At 35.5% G+C, this 23,790-nt stretch carries 26 protein-coding genes; all 26 read right to left on the reverse strand.

From position 1 onward, the window contains the following. Positions 1–7: 7 nt before the first annotated feature. On the reverse strand, positions 8–319 hold the full coding sequence (locus tag ACZSMY_RS07960) for a rhodanese-like domain-containing protein (RefSeq protein ID WP_332094151.1): 312 nt from the start codon (positions 317–319) through the stop codon (positions 8–10). A gap of 92 nt (positions 320–411) precedes the next feature. Continuing rightward, a complete protein-coding gene (locus ACZSMY_RS07965) occupies positions 412–774 on the reverse strand; it encodes a rhodanese-like domain-containing protein (RefSeq protein WP_332094152.1) in 363 nt (120 codons plus the stop codon). A gap of 562 nt (positions 775–1,336) precedes the next feature. After that, positions 1,337–1,597, reverse strand: coding sequence for a metal-sensitive transcriptional regulator (locus ACZSMY_RS07970; protein ID WP_332094336.1), 261 nt, complete (start codon positions 1,595–1,597; stop codon positions 1,337–1,339). 71 nt (positions 1,598–1,668) lie between these two features. Further along, a complete protein-coding gene (locus tag ACZSMY_RS07975) occupies positions 1,669–2,268 on the reverse strand; it encodes a class I SAM-dependent methyltransferase (RefSeq protein WP_465147649.1) in 600 nt (199 codons plus the stop codon). A 232-nt stretch (positions 2,269–2,500) separates the two neighbouring features. Further along, a complete protein-coding gene (gene cstB, locus ACZSMY_RS07980; RefSeq protein ID WP_193063836.1) occupies positions 2,501–3,832 on the reverse strand; it encodes a persulfide dioxygenase-sulfurtransferase CstB in 1,332 nt (443 codons plus the stop codon). Between the two features lie 21 nt (positions 3,833–3,853). Beyond that, complete coding sequence (locus ACZSMY_RS07985) at positions 3,854–4,921, reverse strand: DsrE/DsrF/DrsH-like family protein (RefSeq protein WP_193063837.1); 1,068 nt, start codon at positions 4,919–4,921, stop codon at positions 3,854–3,856. Positions 4,922–5,264: 343 nt separating this feature from the next. Continuing rightward, entirely contained in the window at positions 5,265–6,041 is a 777-nt protein-coding gene (locus ACZSMY_RS07990) for a sulfite exporter TauE/SafE family protein (RefSeq protein ID WP_042533220.1), read from the reverse strand. Positions 6,042–6,140: 99 nt separating this feature from the next. Then, positions 6,141–6,329: a hypothetical protein gene (locus ACZSMY_RS07995; protein WP_193063838.1), complete on the reverse strand. Its 189-nt coding sequence runs from the start codon at positions 6,327–6,329 to the stop codon at positions 6,141–6,143. A gap of 140 nt (positions 6,330–6,469) precedes the next feature. Next, positions 6,470–7,030, reverse strand: coding sequence for a hypothetical protein (locus ACZSMY_RS08000; RefSeq protein WP_193063839.1), 561 nt, complete (start codon positions 7,028–7,030; stop codon positions 6,470–6,472). Between the two features lie 55 nt (positions 7,031–7,085). Further along, the gene (locus ACZSMY_RS08005) at positions 7,086–8,285 is read right to left on the reverse strand and encodes an FAD/NAD(P)-binding oxidoreductase (RefSeq protein WP_332094154.1); all 1,200 of its coding nucleotides are present in this window, start codon (positions 8,283–8,285) and stop codon (positions 7,086–7,088) included. Between the two features lie 834 nt (positions 8,286–9,119). Then, positions 9,120–10,016 carry a LysR family transcriptional regulator gene (locus ACZSMY_RS08010; protein WP_193063841.1) on the reverse strand — a complete coding sequence of 299 codons (897 nt, stop codon included), beginning with the start codon at positions 10,014–10,016 and terminating at the stop codon, positions 9,120–9,122. Between the two features lie 384 nt (positions 10,017–10,400). Beyond that, on the reverse strand, positions 10,401–11,486 hold the full coding sequence (locus ACZSMY_RS08015; protein ID WP_465147650.1) for a sensor histidine kinase: 1,086 nt from the start codon (positions 11,484–11,486) through the stop codon (positions 10,401–10,403). Continuing rightward, positions 11,473–12,156 carry a response regulator transcription factor gene (locus ACZSMY_RS08020; protein WP_193063843.1) on the reverse strand — a complete coding sequence of 228 codons (684 nt, stop codon included), beginning with the start codon at positions 12,154–12,156 and terminating at the stop codon, positions 11,473–11,475. The genes ACZSMY_RS08015 and ACZSMY_RS08020 overlap by 14 nt, the downstream gene beginning before the upstream one ends. Positions 12,157–12,189: 33 nt before the next feature. After that, entirely contained in the window at positions 12,190–12,810 is a 621-nt protein-coding gene (locus tag ACZSMY_RS08025) for a peroxiredoxin family protein (RefSeq protein WP_042533206.1), read from the reverse strand. Positions 12,811–12,826: 16 nt separating this feature from the next. After that, on the reverse strand, positions 12,827–13,585 hold the full coding sequence (locus tag ACZSMY_RS08030; RefSeq protein ID WP_042533204.1) for a cytochrome c biogenesis CcdA family protein: 759 nt from the start codon (positions 13,583–13,585) through the stop codon (positions 12,827–12,829). Further along, a complete protein-coding gene (locus tag ACZSMY_RS08035; protein ID WP_042533201.1) occupies positions 13,582–14,238 on the reverse strand; it encodes a hypothetical protein in 657 nt (218 codons plus the stop codon). The genes ACZSMY_RS08030 and ACZSMY_RS08035 overlap by 4 nt, the downstream gene beginning before the upstream one ends. Before the next feature lie 384 nt (positions 14,239–14,622). Beyond that, positions 14,623–15,582, reverse strand: a complete 960-nt coding sequence (gene trxB / locus ACZSMY_RS08040) for a thioredoxin-disulfide reductase (RefSeq protein ID WP_465147651.1) — start codon at positions 15,580–15,582, stop codon at positions 14,623–14,625. A 282-nt stretch (positions 15,583–15,864) separates the two neighbouring features. Beyond that, positions 15,865–16,536: an ArsR/SmtB family transcription factor gene (locus ACZSMY_RS08045; RefSeq protein ID WP_042533197.1), complete on the reverse strand. Its 672-nt coding sequence runs from the start codon at positions 16,534–16,536 to the stop codon at positions 15,865–15,867. Positions 16,537–16,914: 378 nt separating this feature from the next. Further along, on the reverse strand, positions 16,915–17,874 hold the full coding sequence (locus ACZSMY_RS08050) for a cation diffusion facilitator family transporter (RefSeq protein WP_042533195.1): 960 nt from the start codon (positions 17,872–17,874) through the stop codon (positions 16,915–16,917). 185 nt (positions 17,875–18,059) lie between these two features. Further along, entirely contained in the window at positions 18,060–18,383 is a 324-nt protein-coding gene (locus ACZSMY_RS08055) for an ArsR/SmtB family transcription factor (RefSeq protein WP_042533193.1), read from the reverse strand. A gap of 144 nt (positions 18,384–18,527) precedes the next feature. Next, entirely contained in the window at positions 18,528–19,430 is a 903-nt protein-coding gene (locus ACZSMY_RS08060) for an ROK family protein (protein WP_042533191.1), read from the reverse strand. A gap of 182 nt (positions 19,431–19,612) precedes the next feature. Further along, the gene (locus tag ACZSMY_RS08065) at positions 19,613–19,939 is read right to left on the reverse strand and encodes a hypothetical protein (RefSeq protein ID WP_042536142.1); all 327 of its coding nucleotides are present in this window, start codon (positions 19,937–19,939) and stop codon (positions 19,613–19,615) included. A 381-nt stretch (positions 19,940–20,320) separates the two neighbouring features. Next, positions 20,321–20,782 carry a VanZ family protein gene (locus ACZSMY_RS08070; protein ID WP_042533187.1) on the reverse strand — a complete coding sequence of 154 codons (462 nt, stop codon included), beginning with the start codon at positions 20,780–20,782 and terminating at the stop codon, positions 20,321–20,323. Positions 20,783–20,943: 161 nt separating this feature from the next. Beyond that, a complete protein-coding gene (locus tag ACZSMY_RS08075; protein WP_256705999.1) occupies positions 20,944–21,981 on the reverse strand; it encodes a plasmid pRiA4b ORF-3 family protein in 1,038 nt (345 codons plus the stop codon). A 452-nt stretch (positions 21,982–22,433) separates the two neighbouring features. Further along, positions 22,434–22,868 (reverse strand): VOC family protein, encoded by a 435-nt coding sequence (locus ACZSMY_RS08080; protein WP_212928292.1) that lies wholly within the window; start codon positions 22,866–22,868, stop codon positions 22,434–22,436. Between the two features lie 217 nt (positions 22,869–23,085). Then, positions 23,086–23,700, reverse strand: coding sequence for a PH domain-containing protein (locus ACZSMY_RS08085; RefSeq protein WP_193063846.1), 615 nt, complete (start codon positions 23,698–23,700; stop codon positions 23,086–23,088). Positions 23,701–23,790 lie beyond the last annotated feature (90 nt).

Consider the following 23,790-nt stretch of genomic DNA (forward strand, 5'->3'; position numbering starts at 1 on the left):
CCTTCCGTTATTCTATTTCACCCTGCCAAGCCATCATGCCGCCAGTGATATTTATTACATCGTAACCCTGTTCAGTTAAAAAATCACATGCGGTGGAACTTCTGCCTCCGGAATGGCAAACCAAGTAATAATGTTCATTCTTGTCCAGCTTTTCTAATGAATCTGCTAACTCCCCTAAGGGAATGTGTTTCGCTTCAGGGATTTTTCCCGCTGCTACCTCAATCTCTTCTCTAACATCAATTATGTTTATATGTTGGCACTGTCTTATTTTTTTCGCTAATTCGTTTACTTGTATACTTTTCATAACATCCTTCTCCATTTCTGCTTCCTCCGCGGGGTATACATATAGTGATAAAGACCCGTGAAAAACTTACTCTTGAAATGATAATAATTTATAACCGGAATCCGCAATCACTGTGAATGCTTCCATGAGCTCATTCCGCCTTGTACATTCACAACCGCTTGAAAGCCTTTCCGCTTAAGAAATGATGCAGCACGGCTACTGCGCATTCCGCTTTGACAAATTACAAATACTTCTCTATCTGAAACCAGCTCATTCCATCTGCTGTTCAGTTCGTTTAAAGGAATATTTTTCGCTTCTTTGATTTTATTTGCTTGAAATTCCCCCTTTGTTCGAACATCGATCAGCTGTATATCACTCTTTTTAAGCTTTTGCTTTAATTCCTCCGTAGTTATTTGTTTAATTCCCTTTCGTTTCAATTGATTGAGTATTATAACAAGCAGCACAAAAATCGCTATGATTGTATATATCATTTTTTACTCCTCCGTCTGACCAGCAATTGCTTTATCATAATTAGTAAAAGGTATTTCAGCTTTTAAATTGTCTTACGCTCTTCTATTACCATATACCCGTACGTGTATTATTATTGTTAAAAAATTTTTCTAAGATAGAATGGATATCTTCGTCTATCATAATTAGGCGAGAGGATTCCCAACCTCAAGGAATGTACAGGATGAAATCCAATGAGCAGGTGGGAGATGAATCGCCTTTTTGCATTTACGAACTTAGGTTCGTATGTTATAATGTTCTAGAAAGACGCTTTTTGAAAACTGAACATAGCAGGTTGTGGCGGAAATCGTTGCTTTGCCACGTAAAATGTTCAAGCCAAACATGTCAGCCAAGGCACACAAACGTGTGAACCAAATAAGCTGAAAAGGTAGTCCCAAAGGCAGGACCAATGGGATAGCGGGGTTGGGTGTTTTTAGCACACCGATGTGTCAACTCCACTGGCGGTTAATCGTCATCTTGAAAGTCGACACCCCAGAAACCCCCACTTCAAATTTCTTTAGAAATGAAGTGGCGGGAGTATTCATCCTAGCGGCTCTTCACTAATAGGTTGACTGCCTGGTCAACAAACTCGGTGGTATCTTCTCCTTCTTCTACTGCCCTTTGAACGCACTCAACAAGGTTTGAGCTAACAATAACCCCCATTGTACGATCAATGGCAGTTCGTGAAGCGGACAGCTGCGAAACAACATCCCGGCAGTCTTGACCCTCTTCCATCATTTTCAAAACGCCTCTAAGCTGCCCTTCTATACGTTTAATCCGATTTTTCATCTGGTTATTATATTCCACCATACATCGCCTCTTTCTAATTAATTTTATAAATCCCTCATATTTATCCAAGATTTCGCAGGTATTACTTTTTAAACTGGCTTTTGAGCAATGATTTGAATAACATGAGCTGTTCCACTATGAAAATTACCTTCACTGCGCTCCACTTCTCCCATAAAGAAATGAATCATTTTCCAATCTTTAAAGACTTCTAACACTTCTTGAGGGTCATATAGCATATCCTCTATTTTCGGACCGCCGCTCTCATAAGGTATTTGGTAAATAGAAAAAACCTCAGAGACATAATAGCCGCCTGGTTTAATAGACTCCTTCACATTTTCTAATACCTTATGACGCAGCTCTGAATCAAAGTGACCATATATACAAACTATTTCATCCCATTTATTTTTAGTCCAGTCAGCTTGATTTAAGTCAACCATTTCAGTATTAACATGCACATTTCGTTCATCGGCGAGATTTTTCAACTTTTTGATGCCTTCTTTAGACGAGTCCCATGCAGTGACATCCAAGCCTTCTTCAGCTAAAAATACTGCATTGCGTCCTTCCCCCTCGGCAATTGCTAAAACTTCGCCTGAAAACGAATGATTTTTATGCATCTCTTTCAAGAATTCATTCGGTTCTTTTCCGTACACATATTCATTTGTATTAAATTTCACATCCCAATGATTCATCTAATTACTCCTTTCTTCATCAAAGATACCATTACTCCTATAGGTACGCCAAATGTTTTAACTTATCGGGTATTAAAACGCTATAATAAGAATTTATTTTTTATTTAACATAAGCGGGAAATACTCCCCAGGTGAATATTAGAGAGTATTTCCTTTTTTAATTTTAACGTTTTTCTTTGCCATGGAAATATTTTTTAAAGAAGGAGATTACACATCTCTCTGTTATTCCTTACTATAAATCCTTCTTAATATCTTTATATCCTTCTTTTACGTTAATGATATTTCTAAAGCCTTTTTTCTCTAACAGCCCAATTGCAATGGAGCTTCTAACCCCTGACTGACAATGAACGAATACTGGTTCATTCGTATCAAAAGGTACTTCTCTTTCTAACAATTTACCATGTGGTATATGCACAGCTTGTTTTAAATGACCTTGATTCCATTCACTATCATTACGGACATCCAGCACATTTTTCTCTTCACCGGTGATATCTTTACTATGCACATGCTGAGAAATAACTTCATCTCCTGGTTTTACATATCCCTTTACAATGTCAAAACCAATTAATTGTAAGACATGCGCAGCATCTTGGACTGTTTGGTTATCACCTGCAAGGTTAATGGGCTGATCATAATCTAAATACCAGCCGATTTGATTGATAAAGTTTTTATCAAACGGAATATTAACAGTACTATGTTGATGTCCGCCGTGATAGGCGCTTCGCGTGCGAATATCAAACGTTTGTAATGTTATGTCCTCCGCAGGATATACAATGTATGGTTTAAAATAGTCACTGCCATACTGATTAATTTTTTTCATTTGAGCAAAATGATGCGGCGGTTCCGGCTGGTCTGTTGTTAATACTGTAATAAATGTTGCTTCATCAGGTGCTTGAAATGCCCAGTTGTTTATTTTTTCATAACCTAATGTCGACATTGGAACTGCACCAAGTGATTTTCCGCAAGGACTTCCGGCACCATGCCCTGGCCAGATTTGAATATAATCAGGTAAAGCTGTTATCTCCTGAATGGATTGATACATCTGTTTTGCACCGATTTCTGTGGAACCGCTGACTTGTACCGCTTTTTCCAGCAAATCTGGGCGTCCAACATCCCCAACAAATAAAAAGTCTCCTGAGAATAATCCCATTGGTACAGAAGAGCCGCCTCCTTTATCTATAAGCAAGAAGCTGACACTCTCCGGGGTATGTCCAGGTGTATGAATAACCTTTAGAGAAACGTTGCCAACATGAATTTCATCATTATCCTTAACGAATATCGTACCATCCGGCATATTTTTATAGCCTAAAGTGTCATCTCCTTCACCAGATACATAAATTCTTGTTTTTAATTTTGCTGCAATATCACGAATACCTGAAGCAAAGTCTGCATGAATATGTGTTTCTGCAGCATGCGTAATTGTTAAGCCTTCAGCTTCTGCCACTTCAATATATTCACGAATGTCTCTTTTTGGATCAATAACAATCGCTTCCCCTGTACGCTGGCATCCAACTAAATAAGAACTTTGTGATAAGTGCTGATCATAAAACTGTTTAAAAAACATAATAATTTCACTCCTTGGTTTTTAAATAAATAGATTATGTTTCGCTTTTTCTGTTTCACCGATATACGTACCTACACCGGCAAATTCAATTTCTGAGCGTAATTCTTCTTTCTTGATTCCCATGACATCCATACTCATCGTACATGCAATCAGTTTAATATCCTGCTCAATTGCTTTGTCTATTAATGCTGGCAAACTATCTACATTTTTCTGCTTCATAATAAAACGCATCATCCGGTTACCTAAACCAAGCATGTTCATTTTCGATATAGGCATGTTGACAGGAGTACGAGGTAAAAATAAATCAAATAATTTTTCCATCCCCCGTTTCTTCACTTTTTCTTTATTATTAAGCTTTAGAGCACTTAATCCCCAGAAGGTGAAGAAAATCGTTACCTCTCTGCCAGCTGCTCTTGCTCCATTAGCAATGATAAATGCCGCAAGTGCTTTATCCAATTCACCACTGAATAGTACAATTGTTGTGCCATTCGAAGTTTCTTTTATTGCCATATCCTTATTAATTTGTTCTTCTTTTTGGATAATTGCTCTAATATGCTTATTGCTTTTCTCTAATTCCACAATGGAATGACCTGTTTGAGCAGCCCAGCTTCTTACATCACTATGAAAACCAAAGTCAGTAACTTTAACTTCTATTTGCTTCCCTGCATCCATTTTTTGAACTTCTGCATTTAAACTGACAATTGGTCCCGGGCATTGCATGCCGCTATAATTAACAAGCTTACGATTATCTTGAATTTTTAATTCTCTCTTTTCCTCAGCAAGAGAACTATTTTTCTCAGCAAAAGCTGAATAACCACCATCTAAATTGACAACCTCAAATCCTTTACCTGCTAAAAATTCACTTGCCTTTTGACTCCTAGCGCCAGATTTGCAATGAATATAATATGTTTTATCATTTTCAGGATATTTGTGTTCAATTTCCGATAATGGAAAATTGTACGCATATTGAATGTGACCTGCTTCATACTCCGAGGTTTCACGTACATCTAATAATTGCCCTTTCTCACCTAACCTCTCTAACTCTTCTTTTGAAAAGTCATTAATATGTTTTGCTTGATAGTTTGCCATAATAATCTCCCCTTTATATACCTATAGGGGTATAATAACTGATGATTAGAGAGATGTCAAATACCGTACAGGGTATTTTATAAGCTATAATTATTTCCTAATATTAAATAAGCAAGTGAAGAGACATACAAAAAATATAATAAAAATTGACAAACTGTATTAGCTGCGTGCAGGAAATTCTAAGATTACTCTCCTCAACGAGAAGGTTTTACCTCATTACTTTATTTTTTCACCTTATTTGCATAACATCTTTTTTTGATAAAATGTATATACTGTTATAACTTGACTCATCCTTATTCTCCTTTAATTATTAGCCGTCTGCATATTTATAAGATAAAAGCATTCAAATAATATCCGTCCAGATTTTTAAGGCAGTGGCAAAGATTAACAATGCTAATATTGCCTGTAATATTTTGATGTTCATTTTTTTCCCGGTATTTGCACCAATTGGAGCAGCAATTAAGCTGGCAATTATCATGACAGCTGCCGGCCCGTATAATACCTGATCTGTAATAATTTTTCCTATAGCTGAACCGATAGAGGATAAAAAGGTAATTGCTAATGAGGAAGCGATTGTTACCCTTGTAGGTATTTTTAATATTACAAGCATAATCGGAACAAGCAGAAATGCTCCAGCGGCACCTACAATCCCAGCTCCCAGCCCCACAATAAATGCTGATATAACTGCAATCAAATGATTAAATTCCACTTGACTGTTCTCCTTATCCTCTACATGCTGCTTCGGTACAAACATCATTACTGCGGCAATAGTGGCCAGCATGGCATATACCAAATTAATATTACTATCTGATAATAAATCAGAACCAAATCCGCCTATAAAGCTTCCAACTAAAACAGAAATTCCCATCGTTAATATTAAGGATTTATTTAGATATCCATCCTTTCTATATGCCCACATGCCGCCAATTGTTGAAAAGAAAACCTGAATAGCTAAAATACCAGCAACCTCTGATGAAGATAATGAGCCTACTCCAAGCAGTACCGGAATATATAATAAAAGTGGATAATTAATAATTGAACCGCCAATACCTAACATCCCTGATACAAACGATGCAATAAGTCCAATAAAAAATAATACAATAATAAAACCTAATTCCATTTGATCACCTGTTTTCCTACCAATACTAGCAGGCTGATTTCTTATAATCTTCTAGTAAAAGCATAATGTTTGTGCGATTACTTAAAACGATAAAGTGTGTCATCCCTTTGTTATTGGAAATTTTTCTTTCGTCCATGCTACATATCTGCCTTTTACGTTCAATACATTTTTAAAATTATTTACCTGTGTCAGGCTGTCAGCAACTGCTGAACGGGCATCAGAACGATATTGCATCAAATAAATTTTTTTAGGTAATTCTTCAATTTGATCAACATGTGTGCCTAACATAATATGGTGCGCACCAGCTATTCTTCCTTCTTCCCAAATTATCGCTTCACCAGTTTGTTGACAGCCAATTAAATAAGATTTTTTGTGCTAAATTTTCATCAAAAAAGGAGCGAAAAATATGCCTTCTCCTTCATCATCTATTATTTTTCTTTGTCTGCAACTTCAAGGAATGATTCTAAATATCGGAATCCTTTTTGAATGGTTGGATCCTTCAATAAACGGTACATTCCATATAAGGAAAAATTAGCAGTATTATCATTCTGTTTGTACTGTTCATTTGTCTCCTTTATAACCTTGACTGCCTTATCCAGTGGAATAATATCATTTATTCCTTTTAATGCATATTCAACAGATGCTGTATCGTTTAAAAAGTCATTAACGAACTGAGAAACTTCATCAGCCTTCTTTAATAACGGGACTAATTTAGGCAATAAATGCATCAGTTCCAGAAGGGAAGTTAAATGTTCCTGGTTAATATGCAGGTTTTCTATTTTTTCTTCTATTTCATTACTAATAGTAGATAATGATTGTTTGTCTTCGATGACATTCTCAATAAAATCCAATTTATCATCCAGCTTCTGTACTCTTGACACAAAATCAGGGAGTTTTTGGACGAGATAATATAGAGCGTCTACCTGTTCCTTTTTCTCCAGTTCTTGTATTACATCATCCATCGTAGACTGCTTTTGAGTAGTGTCCAATTTTGAAACCTCCTTTTCATGAATATACTAATATTCATAAACTTGTATTATTTCACTACATCGTTCCTTTCAACATTCCATTCCAGTACATTATTGGCAGCAGATTTTTCTTCACAATATACATACTGCTTCTTTCTTTTGATTGGTCAATTGGAAAAGTTTCCTGTGGATTTTTATCATAATCAAATTCCGCCATCACTAATTTGTTGACACCTGTCACCAAGGGACAGGATGTATAACCATCATATTTTGCTTTCATCTGTCTGCCATTCATAATAGAAAGAATATTTTCAGCAACTACAGGGGCTTGTTTACGTATAGCTGCTCCTGTTTTAGACGTTGGAAGACCGGATGAATCACCAGCGCTAAATATATTTTGGAACGTTTTATGTTGAAGTGTGTAAGGATCAACATCCACCCAACCGGCTGCATCTGCAAGCGGGCTGGCCGCAATAAAGCTGGGAGCCCTCATTGGCGGCGTAACATGGATCATGTCATAATTAACTTCCATTTTTTTATTTGTTTCTATATTTTCAAAGACCGCTAATTTATTCTCCCCATCTATTTCAATCAAATCTGTCATATAAGTGGTTTCGATACCTTTTCGATCAATAACCTGTTCTAATGTTTTCGCATAGGTCGGAACTGCAAAAATATTACCTGTACCAGAAATAAATTGTATGTTTGTTTTTGCGCGGACACTAGATTTGTTGAAATAATCATCTGCCAGGTACATAATTTTTTGTGGAGCTCCCCCGCACTTAATTGGGGTGCTCGGTTGAGTAAATATGGCGTTTCCACCTGAAAAGTTTCTAATATTTTCCCAAGTGCTTTCCACGAACTCGGGTGAGTAATTACTGCAGACACCATTTTTTCCAATTGCTTCTTTCAGCCCTTTAACTCTGTCCCACTTTATTTCAATACCAGCTGCTACAACTAGAAAATCATAATTAATCTGTGAGTGTGCATCTGTTATAACTGAATTTGTATCTGGGATAAATTCTGTCACATTTTCTTTAATCCATTGAACGCCGTCAGGCATAAGGGTTTCCTGTTTTCGATGAGAATCTTCTAATTTAGATTGACCGCCGCCAACTAACGTCCATAAAGGCTGATAATAATGGTCCTCTGAAGGATCAATAATCATTATATTTTCTTTTAAATAAGGTGCATTTCGAATGATTCGAGATGCAATGGAAATCCCCGCTGAACCCGCACCAACAATAACAATTTTTGAAAATTTACTTTCACTCAATTTTTCTCCCTCCTAATTAGTCGTTTTAAAGATAGGTTGAAAAAATTCTACTTAATTAATCAAAGCTTCTCAGGTTACATTACTTTGATCAGCTTTATCTGAGAAATCGATTAATCATAAATTTGCTGTTATTATTATCCTACTATATAAAAACCTTTATAAATTATAGAAGAATGTTATGGGCCATAATATTTTATTATTCTTTAAAGGAAAAACCGTTTTCACAATAAAACCCGGTTTAAAAATACATTTGGCTCTTCAGGTTACATTGTCAATGCCAGCTCTAAATCAAGCTCTAACAGTATTTTCAAAAGGCATCAGACAGTATAGATTATATTGTGAGTTAAACTTATCTCGACATCGGAAAAGTGCGAAAAGAAAATTTGACAAGCCTTATACAATTAACGATTTATTAATAGAGGATTCCGTATTCTTTTCTCAAACGTATTAAATTGACATGCTCATGTAGATATCTATATTGGAAATAATCAGTTTATCTATGCAGACACAACTACTGGTGTAGCTGCTTTATCCTTACATATCTCTTACTAAAGCTCAGATTCTGATAATTATAAGGGTTCATTAATTTCACTTCATAAAAAAAAATCTGTACCATTGCTATTTTCCTTCATAGCTGGATACAGATTTCCCCTGATATTTTCCTGATTTTGAAAAATACTTATTTTTTGTCTCTCCCCTTAAAAATACTATTTTGAGTATAACTGTACAAACTTTAAACTCATCCCGTATTAACAGGAGTCATTTACATACTGCCTGTCCTCCACAATAGACTTTAGGAACTTCAGACCTTCTCTATATGTAAAAAATAATAGATTAAAAGTTAGATTTCCGATCTTTTAAAAATTGAGTAAATAAATTGATGCTATTTTTGGGAAATCTTGTTGTTCTTTTTACAATCCATAAATCTCTAGAAATAGTTATATTCGAAATAGGCATATGTGTAACAGCCCCTAATTCAAGTTCATGCGCCACAGAAAGTTTAGGGATTATTCCAACACCAAGACCAGATTCAACGCCGCTGATAATTGCCTGGGTACTCCCAAGTTCTAAATAATGTCGTATTTCTTCCAAAACATTATTTTCTGCAAATACCGATTCTATAATTTTTCGCGCACCTGCATCCTTTTCCCTTAAAAGGAGCCTTTCCTCCGTTAAATCTTCTATATTTATCCTCTCTTGATTTTTCCAGCGGTGGTTTTTCGGAATTATCAGTATCAGCTCATCTTTGGCAAATTTCTCAATGTGAAAATCTTTATGCATAACCTTCCCTTCTACTAAAGCGATATCGATTTCCGAACTTTCTAATTTAGAGATGATGGTAGGTGTATTTCCGATAGCTAAACTAAATTCAATATTTCTGTATTTTTTTTGAAACTTACCTAACACTTTTGGCAGAAGATATTCTCCGATTGTTAAGCTGGCTCCAACATGTAATGTTTCCTCTTTATCATTAGATATATTGCCCATTACTTCTTGAGAACGTTTATAGTATTCAACGATTTCCTTAGCGTATGGATATAATTTAGAACCTGCATTTGTAACACGTATTGTACCGCCATCCCGATCAAACAAAGCAACACCATAATGATTTTCCATTTGTCGTATTTTACTCGTTACTGCGGGCTGCGTTACATAGCTTGATCGAGCTACTTGGCTAATACTGCCCTGTTCAATTACCTTACAAAACATTTCCAAGTTATCTATATTCATAGTAATAACCACCTTTTTCATAGAGAGATTCAAAAAAAGACATTTTAAAATCATATTTGCTAAAATTCTTTATGTCTATGCGTATAATTAGTGTTAATACTCTTTAACATAATTATTCATTTATCTCACTATGTAATTTCTATAAAATTTCTTTATCCATTTTTATTATTTTCTTACTGGATAAACATAAGCTACAAAACGGTTTGGAGCATTACTAACCATATGAAATGGTTAACAGGAAGTTAAAACAAGAACTATCGTGTCTTCCAGCAATCGTTTATTTCAGATTTTCTCCAGTTACCATAAATAAAGGGGATGGTTTTTAACATTCAATGCAATTAGTTTATCAATTATCATTCTCTCTATTAAAGGTTAATACATATTTCAGGAGAAAGGAATAATAAACCAAAAAGTATGTATATGCCCTTCCGTATGGACACCTATTTTCCCGTGGTGCCGTTCAATAATTTCCTTTGAAATCGCAAGCCCTAAGCCGGATCCCCCAAATTCACGTGACCTGGAAGTTTCTACACGATAAAATCGTTCAAAAATCCGTTCTTTATCTTTTTCTGGAATCTTTCTTCCAGGACCTGTTATAGAAATTTTATATTCATCAGCGTTTTTTTCTCCTTTTATGGTAATTGGCCCTGCGCCTTCATAATAACGAATGGCGTTATCTATTAAATTGCCGATAACCTGAGAAATACTTGTACGATTTATAACAGCTGTACCTTGATGGGCATCAATCTCTATATCAATATGCTTCTTTTTCAAGGACCACTGAAATATTTTAATTGATCTTTCAATGAATTCTTGCATATTTATTGGTTCTTTTTCGTAAAAAGAATATGCTTGCATATCGTCCCATTCCTTTAACTGTTCCATTTGTTCAACTAACTGTGTTAACTTTGACGATTCTGCATAAAGAGATTGGTATAATTTCTTATCTCCTTCCATGACTCCGTTTTGTAGAGCAAGTAAATAACCATTTAAGTTTGTTAACGGTGTACGAAATTCATGAGATAAATCAGATACAAGATTTGTCCTATGCTGTTCATTGGTTTCTAATTGTTGAACCAAATCATTAAAATGACGGATTAATTCACTTACTTCTCCATCTCCCTTTACATAAATGGAGCTTGGGTACTGCCCTTTTTTCATCTCTTTTGTAGATTGGATTAACTCTTTTAAAGGCTGGATCATTTTTTTTGTTAAATAAAAATGAATCAAACTGCCTACAATAACAGCAGAAACACTAAACAACCATAAGTATTGAAAAAGCGTTGCTTGGAATTGACTCTGCTTTTGAGCAGTCATCGAGGTTAGTCCATCTGCCAGCGTACAAGCTGTATTATAAATTGCCCAGCTGCTAAACATTACAAAAGCTACAATTATGATGATATTGATAAATGTCAATTGAAATAAAAAACGTCTTGGAAGAAAATTCCTCCCCCATTTATTCTGTAACAAATTTATACCCCATTCCTCGAACTGTCATAATACGCTTTGGAGATGCAGGATTCTCTTCAATTTTTTTACGCAACTTTTTGATGTGGGCATCAATGGTTCGGTCGGATACTAATTTATCTGCATAAGGATATAATTGCTCCATTAAACTTTCCCTGGAAATCACTATATTAGGATTTTCCATAAAACAGTACAAAAGATGAAATTCATGCTTGGTTAACTCTAATTGCGTATTAAATAACAATACTTCCCCTTTTCGAGGCTTAATACAAAGCCCATTGTAAGCAATTTTTTGGCAAAACTGTCCTGTACGGCGAAGAACTGCTTCTATATGAGCAAGAAGCTCATCCGGGTCAAAAGGTTTTACTAAATAATCGTCTGCTCCCATCTTTAACCCATTAATCTTATCTTCTGTACGTGATTTGGCTGAAAGCATAATAATAGAAACCTCATTACGTTCTTGTTCACGAATCCACAAACAGAATTCTTCGCCGCTTAACTTTGGAAGCATAAGATCTAGAATAATAAGACAAGGATGTTCCGTTAAAAAAACCGCTTTTGCCTCTTCTCCGTCTGCAGCTGTAAAAACTTCATAATCCGCTTTTTGTAGATAAATACGGATAAGTTCACGTATCATTTTGTCATCCTCAACAACTAATACTGTCTGCTTCATCCCCATTCCTTCTTTCTAATCTTCTATAAAAAATTACTTCATTTTCTCAAACTCTTGAACCATAAAATCATAGTTCAAAGAACCAAAGGCTTTAAATGCCACTACTCCATTTGAGTTTATCATATATGATGTGGGTATTGGTTGAATCATATATTGTTCGGCGACTTCTATTTTCTCATCCAGTAAAATTGGAAACGTTAATTCGTATTCATTTACAAAATCCTGCACCTGCTGCAGATTATTTTCTGTCTCTGTTAAATTAACTGCTAAAATAACAATATCCTTGTCCTGATAAAAGGCTTCCATATCCGGCATTTCCGCTCTGCATGGCGGACACCACGTCGCCCAGAAATTAATCATTACTTTTTTCCCTCGGTAATCAGATAACTTCACTGTTTCACCTGCCAGCGTCTGGAGTTCAAAATCTGGTGCCATATTTCCAACCTCCAGACCGACTTCCGTGTTTTCTCCTGCCGCCGAGTCCCCCTCTTCATTATCTGCTGCTTCTAATTGCTCTCTCACGTCTTCCTCTACACTGCTATTCTCTTCTACAGGCACAAATTCATCCGTGGATTGTCTGCTGGAATCTATAAAATCATACAGTGCCCACCCAATCATTCCTACAATAATCATAGTGAAAATCCATTTTTTCATTACAACGCTCCTCCTCTTAGCCTAACCTAGACAACCAAGTATCCTCTACCAAATCAAGTAAAAAACCTGAAATAAAAGGCATCCATCCAAAGAACAAAACAATACCCATGATAATCATCATTATTGCTCCAATTTTCATAATGATATTACTATGCCGGACAATCCACCTTGTTTTTCCTATAAACAAGGTCAGAACAAGAAATGGAATTGCAAAACCGATAACATATAAAAAAGTGTAGAATATTCCCTGACCAGGATTGCTTGCAGCTAAAAATAATATAGACCCAAAAATCGGCCCAATACAGGGTGTCCAACCGGCAGCAAAACCTAACCCTACAAAAAATGTACCGACATATCCCGCTTGTTTTTTTCTTGAATGAAAACGATGCTCTCTCATTAAAAAAGGTATATTTATCCATCCTGCTATAAATAAACCCATAATGATAATAAAAATACCTGCTATTCTTTGTATAAATAATCCCGAATCTCCAAACAGCAAATTCTGTACCCATTGTCCCAGAAGAGAAGCTCCTGCTCCCAAACTAATGAACACCAGCGAAACTCCTAATAAAAAAAGCAAAGAATGAGCAAATAGTTGACGAAGAATTTGAACATTCTTGTTTCCCTGTAACTCTTTTACACTAATTCCAGTTATGTATGACATATAGGCTGGAAAAATCGGTAATACACAGGGGGATAAAAAAGATAATACGCCTGCCCCCATTGCTAAAAACATACCAGTAAGCAGCATTGTATCTGCTTCAATCATACTCATTGTTTAAACCCTCGCTTTGTTTTATAGAATAAATTGGATAATGCTAAAACAATAATAAAAAAGATACTAATAAACCATGGGTCCATCATATAACCAAAAACCGTTACGAAAGGCTGCATGAAAGATAAGGTTATTATACCGAGCGACCAGCTGCCCAGGATAATAAGCAACAATAATTTTATTTGAATCCGTTCCCTGAGGAAAAAGTATAAAATTATTAGAACAGAGAGCAGTAATAAGTATCCGAATGCATATACATTATCTTTTAAAATAATTTCAAGAAATTCGTATAAAAAAGAAGCAACTAAAAATACATGTACAAAGGATTCCATAAAAGGACACAAATCCAATTTCTTTTGTTTATCCTTATAAATCAGCATAATAATACTTGCAAACACTGCAAAATAAAAAGCCATTGAATTAGCAGGATAAGCCAGTATTGTTAATGGATCAGACAGGAAACTGGAAAGATTTAGTATGATTTTCCCTGCCCACATAAAGAGAACAAAATTAATTAGTTGGGATACGATTTCTGCTATATGCTTTTTCTTCATTTTTATAGGCAGGTTACTCATGATATAAAATGAAAGGCACCCTACCAAAAAGCTGGCAGCAATGATTCCTGCCGCAATTAATTTACTTGCTATCACCATTCAGATACTCCTCCATTTCAAACGCTCTCCTTTCCTATCGTACTTGTTTAATGTGAAAATTTGATGAAAGGATTTAAAATAACTTTTCATAATAAAACGGGTCTAATTTTTTTAGTTTCAGCAAAATGTCTGCAATAAAATAAGTAAACTCAAATGCGTGTAGTTACTGTGAAATATTCTGTGAAAAGGTTTCAAACATAAAAAATACCTCTTTAATTTAGGTTAGTTAATTTATCCATACCCACTTTCAAAACAAAACCTAAATTTACAGAGGGAACCGTTCCAACGTATTTATCTTGGGTGATTCTTTTTATAATCAAAATAGGGGTGCTGCATAATCAATTAACTGATTATGCAGCACCCCTATTTTTTATTTTTAATGATTTATAATTGTCTTTCTGGGACACTTAACACTTCAGCAAGGCTTTCCACATATTTTATTGCTGTTTCAGCTGCTATACTTCCATCCCCGGTCGCTGTTACAATTTGCCGAAGATTTTTTGCTCTAATATCACCAGCAGCAAAGATTCCAGAGATTTCTGTCTCCATATTTTCATTGGTAAGAATATACCCTGTATCATCTGTAATACCCAATTCTGTAAACGGGTCATTTAATGGAAGCATCCCAATATAAATAAATATCCCATTTGTATTAAAGTCATAGACTTCATCAGACTTCATATTTTTTAAAGTAATACTGCTTACTTTTCCATCTGTTTCATTAAATTTTTCTGGAACAGTATCCCAAATGAAATTAATTTTTTCATTATCAAATGCGCGCTGCTGCAGAATTTTTTGGGCGCGAAGCTGATCACGTCGATGGATAATAGTGACTTTATTTGCGAATCGAGTTAAATAAACACCCTCTTCAATTGCAGAGTCTCCTCCACCTATAACAACGATATCCTTCTCCTTAAAGAATGCACCGTCACATACTGCACAGTAAGATACACCGCGCCCTCCAAGCTCTTCCTCACCAGGAACACCAATTTTTTTGTATTGGGCTCCAGTCGCAATAATTAAAGATTTTGTACGATATTCTTTTTTTCCAGCATGGATAATCTTATAACTTCCATGATTCTCAATGGACTTGATATCCCCGTATGCATATTCTGCTCCGAATTTTTTTGCATGCTCAAACATTTTATTCGATAAATCGGGTCCTAAAATATGCTCATATCCGGGATAGTTTTCCACGTCCTCTGTATTTGCCATTTGACCGCCAGGAATTCCTCGTTCTAACATTAAGGTATCTAAATTTGCACGAGACGCATAAACAGCTGCTGTCATTCCAGCAGGTCCTGCACCGGCAATAATAACATCATACATTTTTTCTTCAGACATTTAATTTCCTCCTTAAATAAAAAATAAGTTCATTCATCCCCTCTTTCTAGAGAGGCACTCCTATGAATGTTTCCTAAATAAAATCTCTCGTTTATTTTATATTCAATTGAATAATTAAATATAAAATAAAAAAATATACTGTCAACATGATTGCTTTATTTAGTAAAATAACACTGTGCTGACAACTAAAACTAATCCTGCAATAAATTGAATTAATGTTATTTTTTAGAAGCTGCCAAGATGGCAGCTTCTATCTTATTAATTAACGTAAAATAATTATTTCTAATGACTTACGTTTAAATATTTATCCCATTCATAAACACTGTCTTCCATACTGAAAGCTGTAAAGCCATTTTCCTTTAGCTTTTGTGCCGCCATAGCAGAAGCTGCACAAAATTTCCCCCGGCAGTATACAATAATTTCATTATCCTTTGGTAATTTTTGAAGATATACATCTAAACGATCCTCTGGTACAGAAATAGCCCCTTCAATATGCCTGTAATTAAATTCTTCTTCTGTTCTTAAATCTAAAAGTGTAATATTATCTTTTTCTAATTTTTCATATAACTCTTCCAACGTAAGTACGTTAACATCATCAATATTCTCTAAAAAATCCCTTTTTATTTGATTAATATCAGAAAGATGATTTTCACTAATCTTCCATAAAGAATTTAAAAAATCAGCAACGGAGTCATCGGAAAGTGAGTAGTATGCATAAGTCCCTTTTTTTGTAAACTTTACTAATTTAGAATCATTTAGAACTTGAAGATGACGGGACACATTTGCAATGGCCATCCCGGAAAGTTCAGCCAGTTTTTCCACTGTTTTTGGTCCATGTGTTAATAAACTTAATAATTCAAGACGTTTATCACTAGAAAGGCTTTTCCCAATTCTTGATAACTGTTTATATAATTGATCTTTATATTCTGTTGCAGATAATAGAGATTCCCTCATACTCATCACCTTTTCATGAAGTGTATTTAAATTGATATTAGATTAAAATAGAATGATACAGCCAAGTATAAATGTAAATTTCACCATATCAACTATTCAATTGTTTAATTGAATTATATAGTGAAAAAGATTTTTAGTCAAGTGTTACCTCAGCTTTACCGCGTTAATAAGAGTTTTTTTAATAAGTACAATTTTTCTAAGAAAATTAAAAAAAGTTTTTCGTTGTATTCTTACAAAGTGAGAATGAATTAAAGTTGATTTAACATATACTCTAAAATTTCATAGTCCATCCATTACTGCAAACAAAAATAGAGACTTCCATTCTTCCTGTGAAGTCTCTATTTTAAAACTCTTAGATTTGCGCCCTGGCCTGCTGAATCAATGACTATGCCCATGATGGTGATGCTCTTCCATCACATACTCTGCCTGACACATAATTGTATCTTCATGAGGATGCTCCCCTGTTTCTACTTGAATCGTGACATGACCGATATTCTCTTGCTCCAATTCATGCTCAATTTTCCGGAGCAGCTGCTGACTTTCTTCCACAGTCATCTGGCCATCGACAATAATATGGCAGGAAAGCACATTCTGTCCGCTGGTTACACTCCATACATGCAGGTCATGAATTCCCTCGACACCATCTATATCACTCATCTTTTGAACGACATTTTCTAAATTCACGTTGGCAGGGGTCCCTTCCATCAATACATGGATAGAGGCTTTCGTTACCCGCCAGCCGCTTACTAAAATAAGCAATGCTACCAGCACACTTGCCACCGTATCTGCCCAAGTCCATTGAAAGAAAATGATAAGAAGTGCTGCAATAATCGCACCTACTGATCCTAATAAATCACCTAAAACATGAAGGAAAGCAGCTCGCATATTCAAATTATTTTCTGTATCTCCGCCGCGCAGCATGATAAATGCTACAATAATATTGACAAGTAAACCAATAACAGCAATGATTAACATTCCCGTGGAAGCTACTTCCGGCGGATCAAACAATCGCTGATAACCTTCATAAAAAATATAGATGGATACAATAAGTAATGTGGCACCATTGATGACCGCTGCCAGTATTTCAAAGCGCTTGTATCCATATGTCTTCCCGTAATTGGCAGCTCTTTCTCCCAATTTAAAAGCAATTAATGCAATTAATAAAGAGATGGAATCACTCAGCATATGTCCCGCATCGGCTAAAAGAGCTAAGCTGTTTGTCAGCAAACCTCCAATAACTTCTATAACCATAAACGCCGTGATAACAAGAAAACTAATCAGCAGCGTCTTTTTGTTTGCACCATGTGTATGATCATGGCTGTGATGATCGTGTCCCATGCTAAAACCTCCTTTATGTTTATATTCATATATACGCATATAGTTCGCTTGCAGAAATCTTCCGCCTGCCTTCTAATTTAAGAAGCACCGCTATTTTTTTGGATATATCTTTTCATCATTAGGTTAGTATGTAATCATATACAAATATTAAAACGATTACTTTTATAACATCAATGGTTTTGATACTAACTATGACAAGCATGGTCTATCATTTGTTTTAATATCAGCATAACGTGCTCATCATCATGAGAATAGTAAAGCGTGGTTCCTGCCCGGCGATATTTCACAAGCCGAAGATTCTTCAAAAATCGCAATTGATGAGATACGGTCGATTGCCTGATATCCAACGTATCTGCAATTTCATTAACGGAACATTCTTTTTGAAAAAGCAGATGAAGAATTCGGACTCTTGTCGGGTCTCCTAATGCTTTAAAGGTCTGTGTAACGATAAATAATGTTTCTTCATCGATTTCCTTAGAAGGACTATTTTCAAACTCCAGCTCTTCCATTGTTTTATTGGCCTCCCTTTTAACTGTTGTTACTTATTAATTTGCTTATATGAACATATTAACATATAACCATTTAACTTTCAATGAGAAGCCTTTTTGTATCCTTCTTTTTAGAAGGCATTAAATACAAAAAGGCAGCTCCCATCACCCATTCAGCAAATTCCCTGTTTTCAGCAGGTGGTGATATGTAGCACCTACCATCCCTGAGTGATTTTTAAAATAACAGGTGTTGATTTCTAACCAATCCTCATTTAATTCATATGCTTTTAACTGTGATTTTAATTCACTAATAAACGAATCACGATTAGAAATTCCTCCTCCTATTAATATTTTTGCTGGATTAATAATATAAAAAATATGATATATTAAATTCGCAATATGATCATAAAACGTGGATATAATTTCTATTGCGTCTGCATCGCCCTCATCAAAGGCTTGAAACACCGCTTCTCCAGTTACTTGGCTTAGCGGAATTTCTTTTACAGATGAAAATTGTTTTCGTATAACTGCCATCGTAGCTTTAAGATTTAAGGAATTACTGAAAAGGTTCGGTGTTTTGTCCGGGCTGGTTTTCATATATCCAAATTCACCTGCGCGGTGCGAGACACCTCTATATAACTGATTATTAAGAAATAAGGCTCCTCCGATGCCGGTGCCAATGGTCATACAAACAAAATCGGTATCCTCCCGAGCATTCCCCAGCCATTTTTCTGCATAAGCCACGCAATTAACATCATTTTCAATCGTAACAGGAATAGACAGCTTTTCATCCAGATAGGATTTCATATTGAAATGATCAAAATCTCTATATGCTCCACCATTTTCAATGTAGCCGCTTTCCGCATCAATAAAGCCTGGAGCGCTGATTGCCAGCCCATTGATTTCGTTGTATTTAGAAGAGGCAATCTCTACAATCTTGTCCAGTACAAAGTTACCGTTTGTATTTTTTGAAGAGAATAATTCTACTTCTAATATATCTCCCTGTTCATTTAATATGCCATATTTTATTTCCGTACCGCCTATATCAAATGCTAAATACTGCTTCATTATAAATCCCCCCAATATGAACTTATATCAAACGATGCTATTCTACAATTTTGTAATATAATTACTTCCCCTGCAAGTTCCTTATACATTACGAATAAATTCTTATTGCATTTCTTGCTTCTTTTGCTTGATACAGAGCCAAATCCGCCCTGGCAAACCACTGCGAGATATCTACTCCCTCTTTATATACCGCCATTCTTTCCCTGGTGCGAAATGCGTTTAGAATACATCACTGCCGTACCAATCGCGAGGAATATCACATTCAGAATGCTTGGTACGGCAATAAACCTCCAAATATAGATTGGAACAGACGTGCTAAGCAAATCCGTCCGGACAATAATAAGGCTGAGAAGGCATTCTATAATAAAAGTAAAAATCACCAGCCAAATGGATAATTTATAATGAAACCAGAGCCAGTCCTTATCCAGCCTTGCATATTCCTTTTCAATTTCAGGAATACTGGTGGCATTTTTTTCGTCTGGATCTAACGTTATTGTATTCTGTCCCATAGCTGCCCTCACACTTTAATTATCTTTTTCTGCCATGAAGCAGGTCCAACGTATATGAAAAATTCCATTAGATACTAAGAAGCTATCACGCTTTTCACTAACGTCTAAAAACTGCAGAGATAATGATAATTTAGTTTATTTTAATCAAATTAGTTCTTATTTCATATTAGCATATATGGAAAAAATAGTTGTAATTTTTGTTTTTTATCCAGTGATTCAAATTAAAAACAGCCTTTATACTTTTTGTTGTTGAAGTATAAAGACTTTCTTTGAATTTCTCTAAAGCTTCTAGAATTTTTTATACATATCAAACTGCAGAAGCATTAAAACCATTGGGAAGCTATCATTAAAAAACAATGAACTGCAAAGCAAAACCATTTGTCAGCGGATACGCTTTTTGTTGCGCCGCTTTACCAGCTTGGAAATTAGTAAATAAATGACAATTCCTGTGCTCGCACCACCACTATCAATCAAGACATCTCTCACCTCTCCGGATCTCCCGGGGATAAATAACTGATGCACCTCATCTGTGATGGCATACAGAATACAAATCAACAAGGCAATACCTATACCTCGCTTGCCAAATACACCGCTTCTTCTTAATCCGTTCAAAACGAGAATGCCCAGTATTAAATAAGCAAAAAAGTGCGCATTTTTTCTAATGATATGATGCAGCTCTTCTATATGGAACTGGAATGAAGAAGCAAGATTCTCCAAGGTGTTTATAATTATTTCGGTAATTCCTGAACTGAGTTCATTGGAAATGGCAGCAGGCTGATGGGATAAATAAAAAATAAGCGCCATCCAAAATATCACTGCCGCCCAGGAGAAGATTTTGTACATGTAACTAGCTCCTTATATATGTGTTTTATCTGCATGAAACATGCACATATTCAAGTGGCACCTTTCTAAAGCGTATCAGACGGATACTACTCGCTTCTTATGTATGAGAAAAATAATAAATGGTAACCCCTTTAAGAAAGGAATTATTTCCCTTAAACTTTCTATAATAATGTTTTTACAGAAACCTTTTGCGCACTCCAGCCAAGGCTTTTTGCCCAAGCCCGCATCTCAGACTTTTCCAGCCTATCTTCGCTTTCATAAATAGTTCCTAAAAAATTGGCAAAGCCGCTTAAGCCGCCAACATCATCACATACGGAGATACCTTGTTTATGAATACAAACTGGTTTATGCTTATCCAAAACCATTGCTTCTGCTTCCGCCAACTCCTCTTGATCTATCAAATTTCGATGTAATAAATCCGCACAATCCTCATATTTGGTGATTTTCACCGTCCAATCATCTCCAAAATCATACTGATAAATGAGTTCATCTGTTACGGGAAACAATTTATTGTCCTGTATTTCTTCCGCTTTCGCAGCGATTACCTTATCCACTTCCAGACGCTCCAGCAAGTTTTCCACATCCCCCTCTAAAGTAAACGCTGAGCGCATTTCAGCAAGAGTTAATTCAACTAATGGCGCTTTCCGGATGGTTCTCATTTCTGTATCAGGATTTTGCTTTTTCCGTTCCAGATAATCCGTAAATGATTCTTTCACTTCAATCATTGTAAAATAATCTAACATTTCCTTCATATCCTGCTTCGCTATTTCCGGCTGCTCCAGTGTCCCCTTATATATGAAAGGCCCTGTATACTTCTTCCTCAACCATGTATGGATACTTCCACTTTTATAATCTTCGTCCCAAAAAAGATCACTTTCTGCTTCAGATGGAGGTTGAAATAGCGTACCTACTAAATCAGACCAGCCCTTTACCGTGCCTCCGGTCAGTTTCTGAAATACAGGATCAGGAAGTTGAAATTTGCGCAGATGCGCATTTTGCCATCCAAATAGTTTTTGAATTGCATAATGAAGGTTGTGCAGCGGCATATCAGATGGAATCAGAATGTCTCGGGATATTGATCCACCAGTTAAAGTCTCCCCATACCGATTCAGCATTCTTTTTTCATAATCCGACAAATAAGCGTCTGTTAATTCCAGATGCAGACGTACGGGAGTAAAGTTTTTATTTGACTTGTCCATATTATTTTTCCTCCTTCTTTTAAATAGATTAAATTATATAGAGAGCTCTAATATTAACGCTTTTCTATCATCCCCATGATAAAATACGCTATCATTATGATAATAAAAAAGATTATTATTCCTGTAGGAGTTTTTAATAAATTCCCCATAATAACCAGATCCTTCATCACATGATGTCATTATAGCATTCACAAAAGGAACGTTCCTACGATTGTTATTTATTTCAGGGTCATAAGTATATAGTGAAGAAAATTAAAGAGCACCATACCTCGAACAAGGCCTGTTTATAGATTAACGGGTTTGCAATCTCTCCTATTCATATATAGAAAAAACGTTCCTATTTTCCCTAATGGAATTAGTAAACGTTTTGTTTCATTTATATTTGACTGTCATAAAGATTTCAGATGTATGAAACTTTTTAAGTAAGCATCTCTACAAAATAGCACAGATATTTATTCAAAGTCTTTACTTAGAATATCCACGCGTTCTTCAAAGGATACTTCGCGGTGAATCTCATGTAACATCCATACATACCCATAGCTGTCAGCAAACATTGCATTAGAGATGCCCATTTCTTCCATCCTTGTAACAGGCTGTATTTCTGTTGCATTCGCAGCCATCGCTTTTTCATATGTTTCTTGAATGTCCGGAACTGCAATATTGAACCAAAAAGATTGTGTCTCCCCTTCTTTCGGAGCAAATAATTGATATTCAGGATTCTCATCAAGCATGTGAAAACGCGTCCCGTAAATGGTAAATACCGCTTCATTATTTCCTGCTTTAAAATTTGTTTCTTCTACTACTTCTACATCAAAAATAGACTTGTACTGCGCTAAAGCTGCTTTGCTGTCTTTTACAACAAAATCAAATTCCACTCCGTTAATCATTTGGCATTCTCCTAACTTTTAATTAATTCCTATCTTCTACAATACGCTTGTTTTTATTCTACTTTGTCAGTACCTTTTCAGCAATCACCGGAGCACACAGAAAAACCAAATTTCTTCAGCGCTCACGCAAGCAGATATAATGATTATTTTAAAACGTGATTTAATCTGGTCTAATCATGGTGTATCAGGAGACACTATTCATTATAAAGTTTCCTTATTAATTTTGAATATATTTTTTAAAAATATCACCAAAATCTTTTCGTGTATTGTCATTGTATGTCGTATTTAGCCAATCAAAAGCAAATTTCGCAGCTTTTTCAAATTCATTCGCTATGGTTCCTTCCTGAAAACGGTTGTCAGTGAATAAGGTTTTGGATAAATCAAGACTATCTTTTGCATAACCTTTCACACGTGCATCACTGTCTTGAATATGTGAAATGGTAACTAATGATTTATATAAATCAGCAATAGCCTCGCCTTCCTTTTTCTCAATATCTACGGAAATAGCTTGTCCGCCAATCGTAAATTTTATTTCAAGGTCCAGGTCAATCGTACCAGCCGTTTCTACTGTGACGTTCTGAATAGGATAGCGGTAGTAATCATAGCGATAAATATTCCGCTTACTGCTTGTTGCCTTTTCCCCATCTAAGTGGATGAAGGAGCGATTCGTAAAGCAGTATTCATCTGATTTCGATTTAATCAGAAAATGAATTTGTTCCCCTTCTTCATGCAATACGTAATCATCTGATTCCGTTTTATCGAAGTTATCCGATTGAATAATTTTACCAATATCACTCAATCCTAATGCATCACTGGCAATCTTTTTAAACATATAGCACATTCTCCTATAACAAATCTCCCCTGACCAGAAATTTTTCATACAGTACTGGGAGTTGATTCTGTGATAATTAATCCTCACAAT

The organism is Oceanobacillus sp. B139/18, assembly GCF_055524595.1.

Excerpts from the sequence above, each read along its gene's own strand:
- ACZSMY_RS07960 (WP_332094151.1), bottom strand. The coding sequence starts at position 319 with ATGGAGAAGGATGTTATGAAAAGTATACAAGTAAACGAATTAGCGAAA.
- ACZSMY_RS07965 (WP_332094152.1), bottom strand. The coding sequence starts at position 774 with ATGATATATACAATCATAGCGATTTTTGTGCTGCTTGTTATAATACTC.
- ACZSMY_RS07975 (WP_465147649.1), bottom strand. The coding sequence starts at position 2,268 with ATGAATCATTGGGATGTGAAATTTAATACAAATGAATATGTGTACGGA.
- cstB (WP_193063836.1), bottom strand. The coding sequence starts at position 3,832 with ATGTTTTTTAAACAGTTTTATGATCAGCACTTATCACAAAGTTCTTAT.
- ACZSMY_RS07985 (WP_193063837.1), bottom strand. The coding sequence starts at position 4,921 with ATGGCAAACTATCAAGCAAAACATATTAATGACTTTTCAAAAGAAGAG.
- ACZSMY_RS07990 (WP_042533220.1), bottom strand. The coding sequence starts at position 6,041 with ATGGAATTAGGTTTTATTATTGTATTATTTTTTATTGGACTTATTGCA.
- ACZSMY_RS07995 (WP_193063838.1), bottom strand. The coding sequence starts at position 6,329 with ATGTTAGGCACACATGTTGATCAAATTGAAGAATTACCTAAAAAAATT.
- ACZSMY_RS08010 (WP_193063841.1), bottom strand. The coding sequence starts at position 10,016 with ATGAATATAGATAACTTGGAAATGTTTTGTAAGGTAATTGAACAGGGC.
- ACZSMY_RS08020 (WP_193063843.1), bottom strand. The coding sequence starts at position 12,156 with ATGAAGCAGACAGTATTAGTTGTTGAGGATGACAAAATGATACGTGAA.
- ACZSMY_RS08025 (WP_042533206.1), bottom strand. The coding sequence starts at position 12,810 with ATGAAAAAATGGATTTTCACTATGATTATTGTAGGAATGATTGGGTGG.
- ACZSMY_RS08030 (WP_042533204.1), bottom strand. The coding sequence starts at position 13,585 with ATGAGTATGATTGAAGCAGATACAATGCTGCTTACTGGTATGTTTTTA.
- ACZSMY_RS08035 (WP_042533201.1), bottom strand. The coding sequence starts at position 14,238 with ATGGTGATAGCAAGTAAATTAATTGCGGCAGGAATCATTGCTGCCAGC.
- trxB (WP_465147651.1), bottom strand. The coding sequence starts at position 15,582 with ATGTCTGAAGAAAAAATGTATGATGTTATTATTGCCGGTGCAGGACCT.
- ACZSMY_RS08045 (WP_042533197.1), bottom strand. The coding sequence starts at position 16,536 with ATGAGGGAATCTCTATTATCTGCAACAGAATATAAAGATCAATTATAT.
- ACZSMY_RS08050 (WP_042533195.1), bottom strand. The coding sequence starts at position 17,874 with ATGGGACACGATCATCACAGCCATGATCATACACATGGTGCAAACAAA.
- ACZSMY_RS08055 (WP_042533193.1), bottom strand. The coding sequence starts at position 18,383 with ATGGAAGAGCTGGAGTTTGAAAATAGTCCTTCTAAGGAAATCGATGAA.
- ACZSMY_RS08060 (WP_042533191.1), bottom strand. The coding sequence starts at position 19,430 with ATGAAGCAGTATTTAGCATTTGATATAGGCGGTACGGAAATAAAATAT.
- ACZSMY_RS08065 (WP_042536142.1), bottom strand. The coding sequence starts at position 19,939 with ATGGGACAGAATACAATAACGTTAGATCCAGACGAAAAAAATGCCACC.
- ACZSMY_RS08070 (WP_042533187.1), bottom strand. The coding sequence starts at position 20,782 with ATGTACAAAATCTTCTCCTGGGCGGCAGTGATATTTTGGATGGCGCTT.
- ACZSMY_RS08075 (WP_256705999.1), bottom strand. The coding sequence starts at position 21,981 with ATGGACAAGTCAAATAAAAACTTTACTCCCGTACGTCTGCATCTGGAA.
- ACZSMY_RS08080 (WP_212928292.1), bottom strand. The coding sequence starts at position 22,868 with ATGATTAACGGAGTGGAATTTGATTTTGTTGTAAAAGACAGCAAAGCA.
- ACZSMY_RS08085 (WP_193063846.1), bottom strand. The coding sequence starts at position 23,700 with ATGTTTAAAAAGATTGCCAGTGATGCATTAGGATTGAGTGATATTGGT.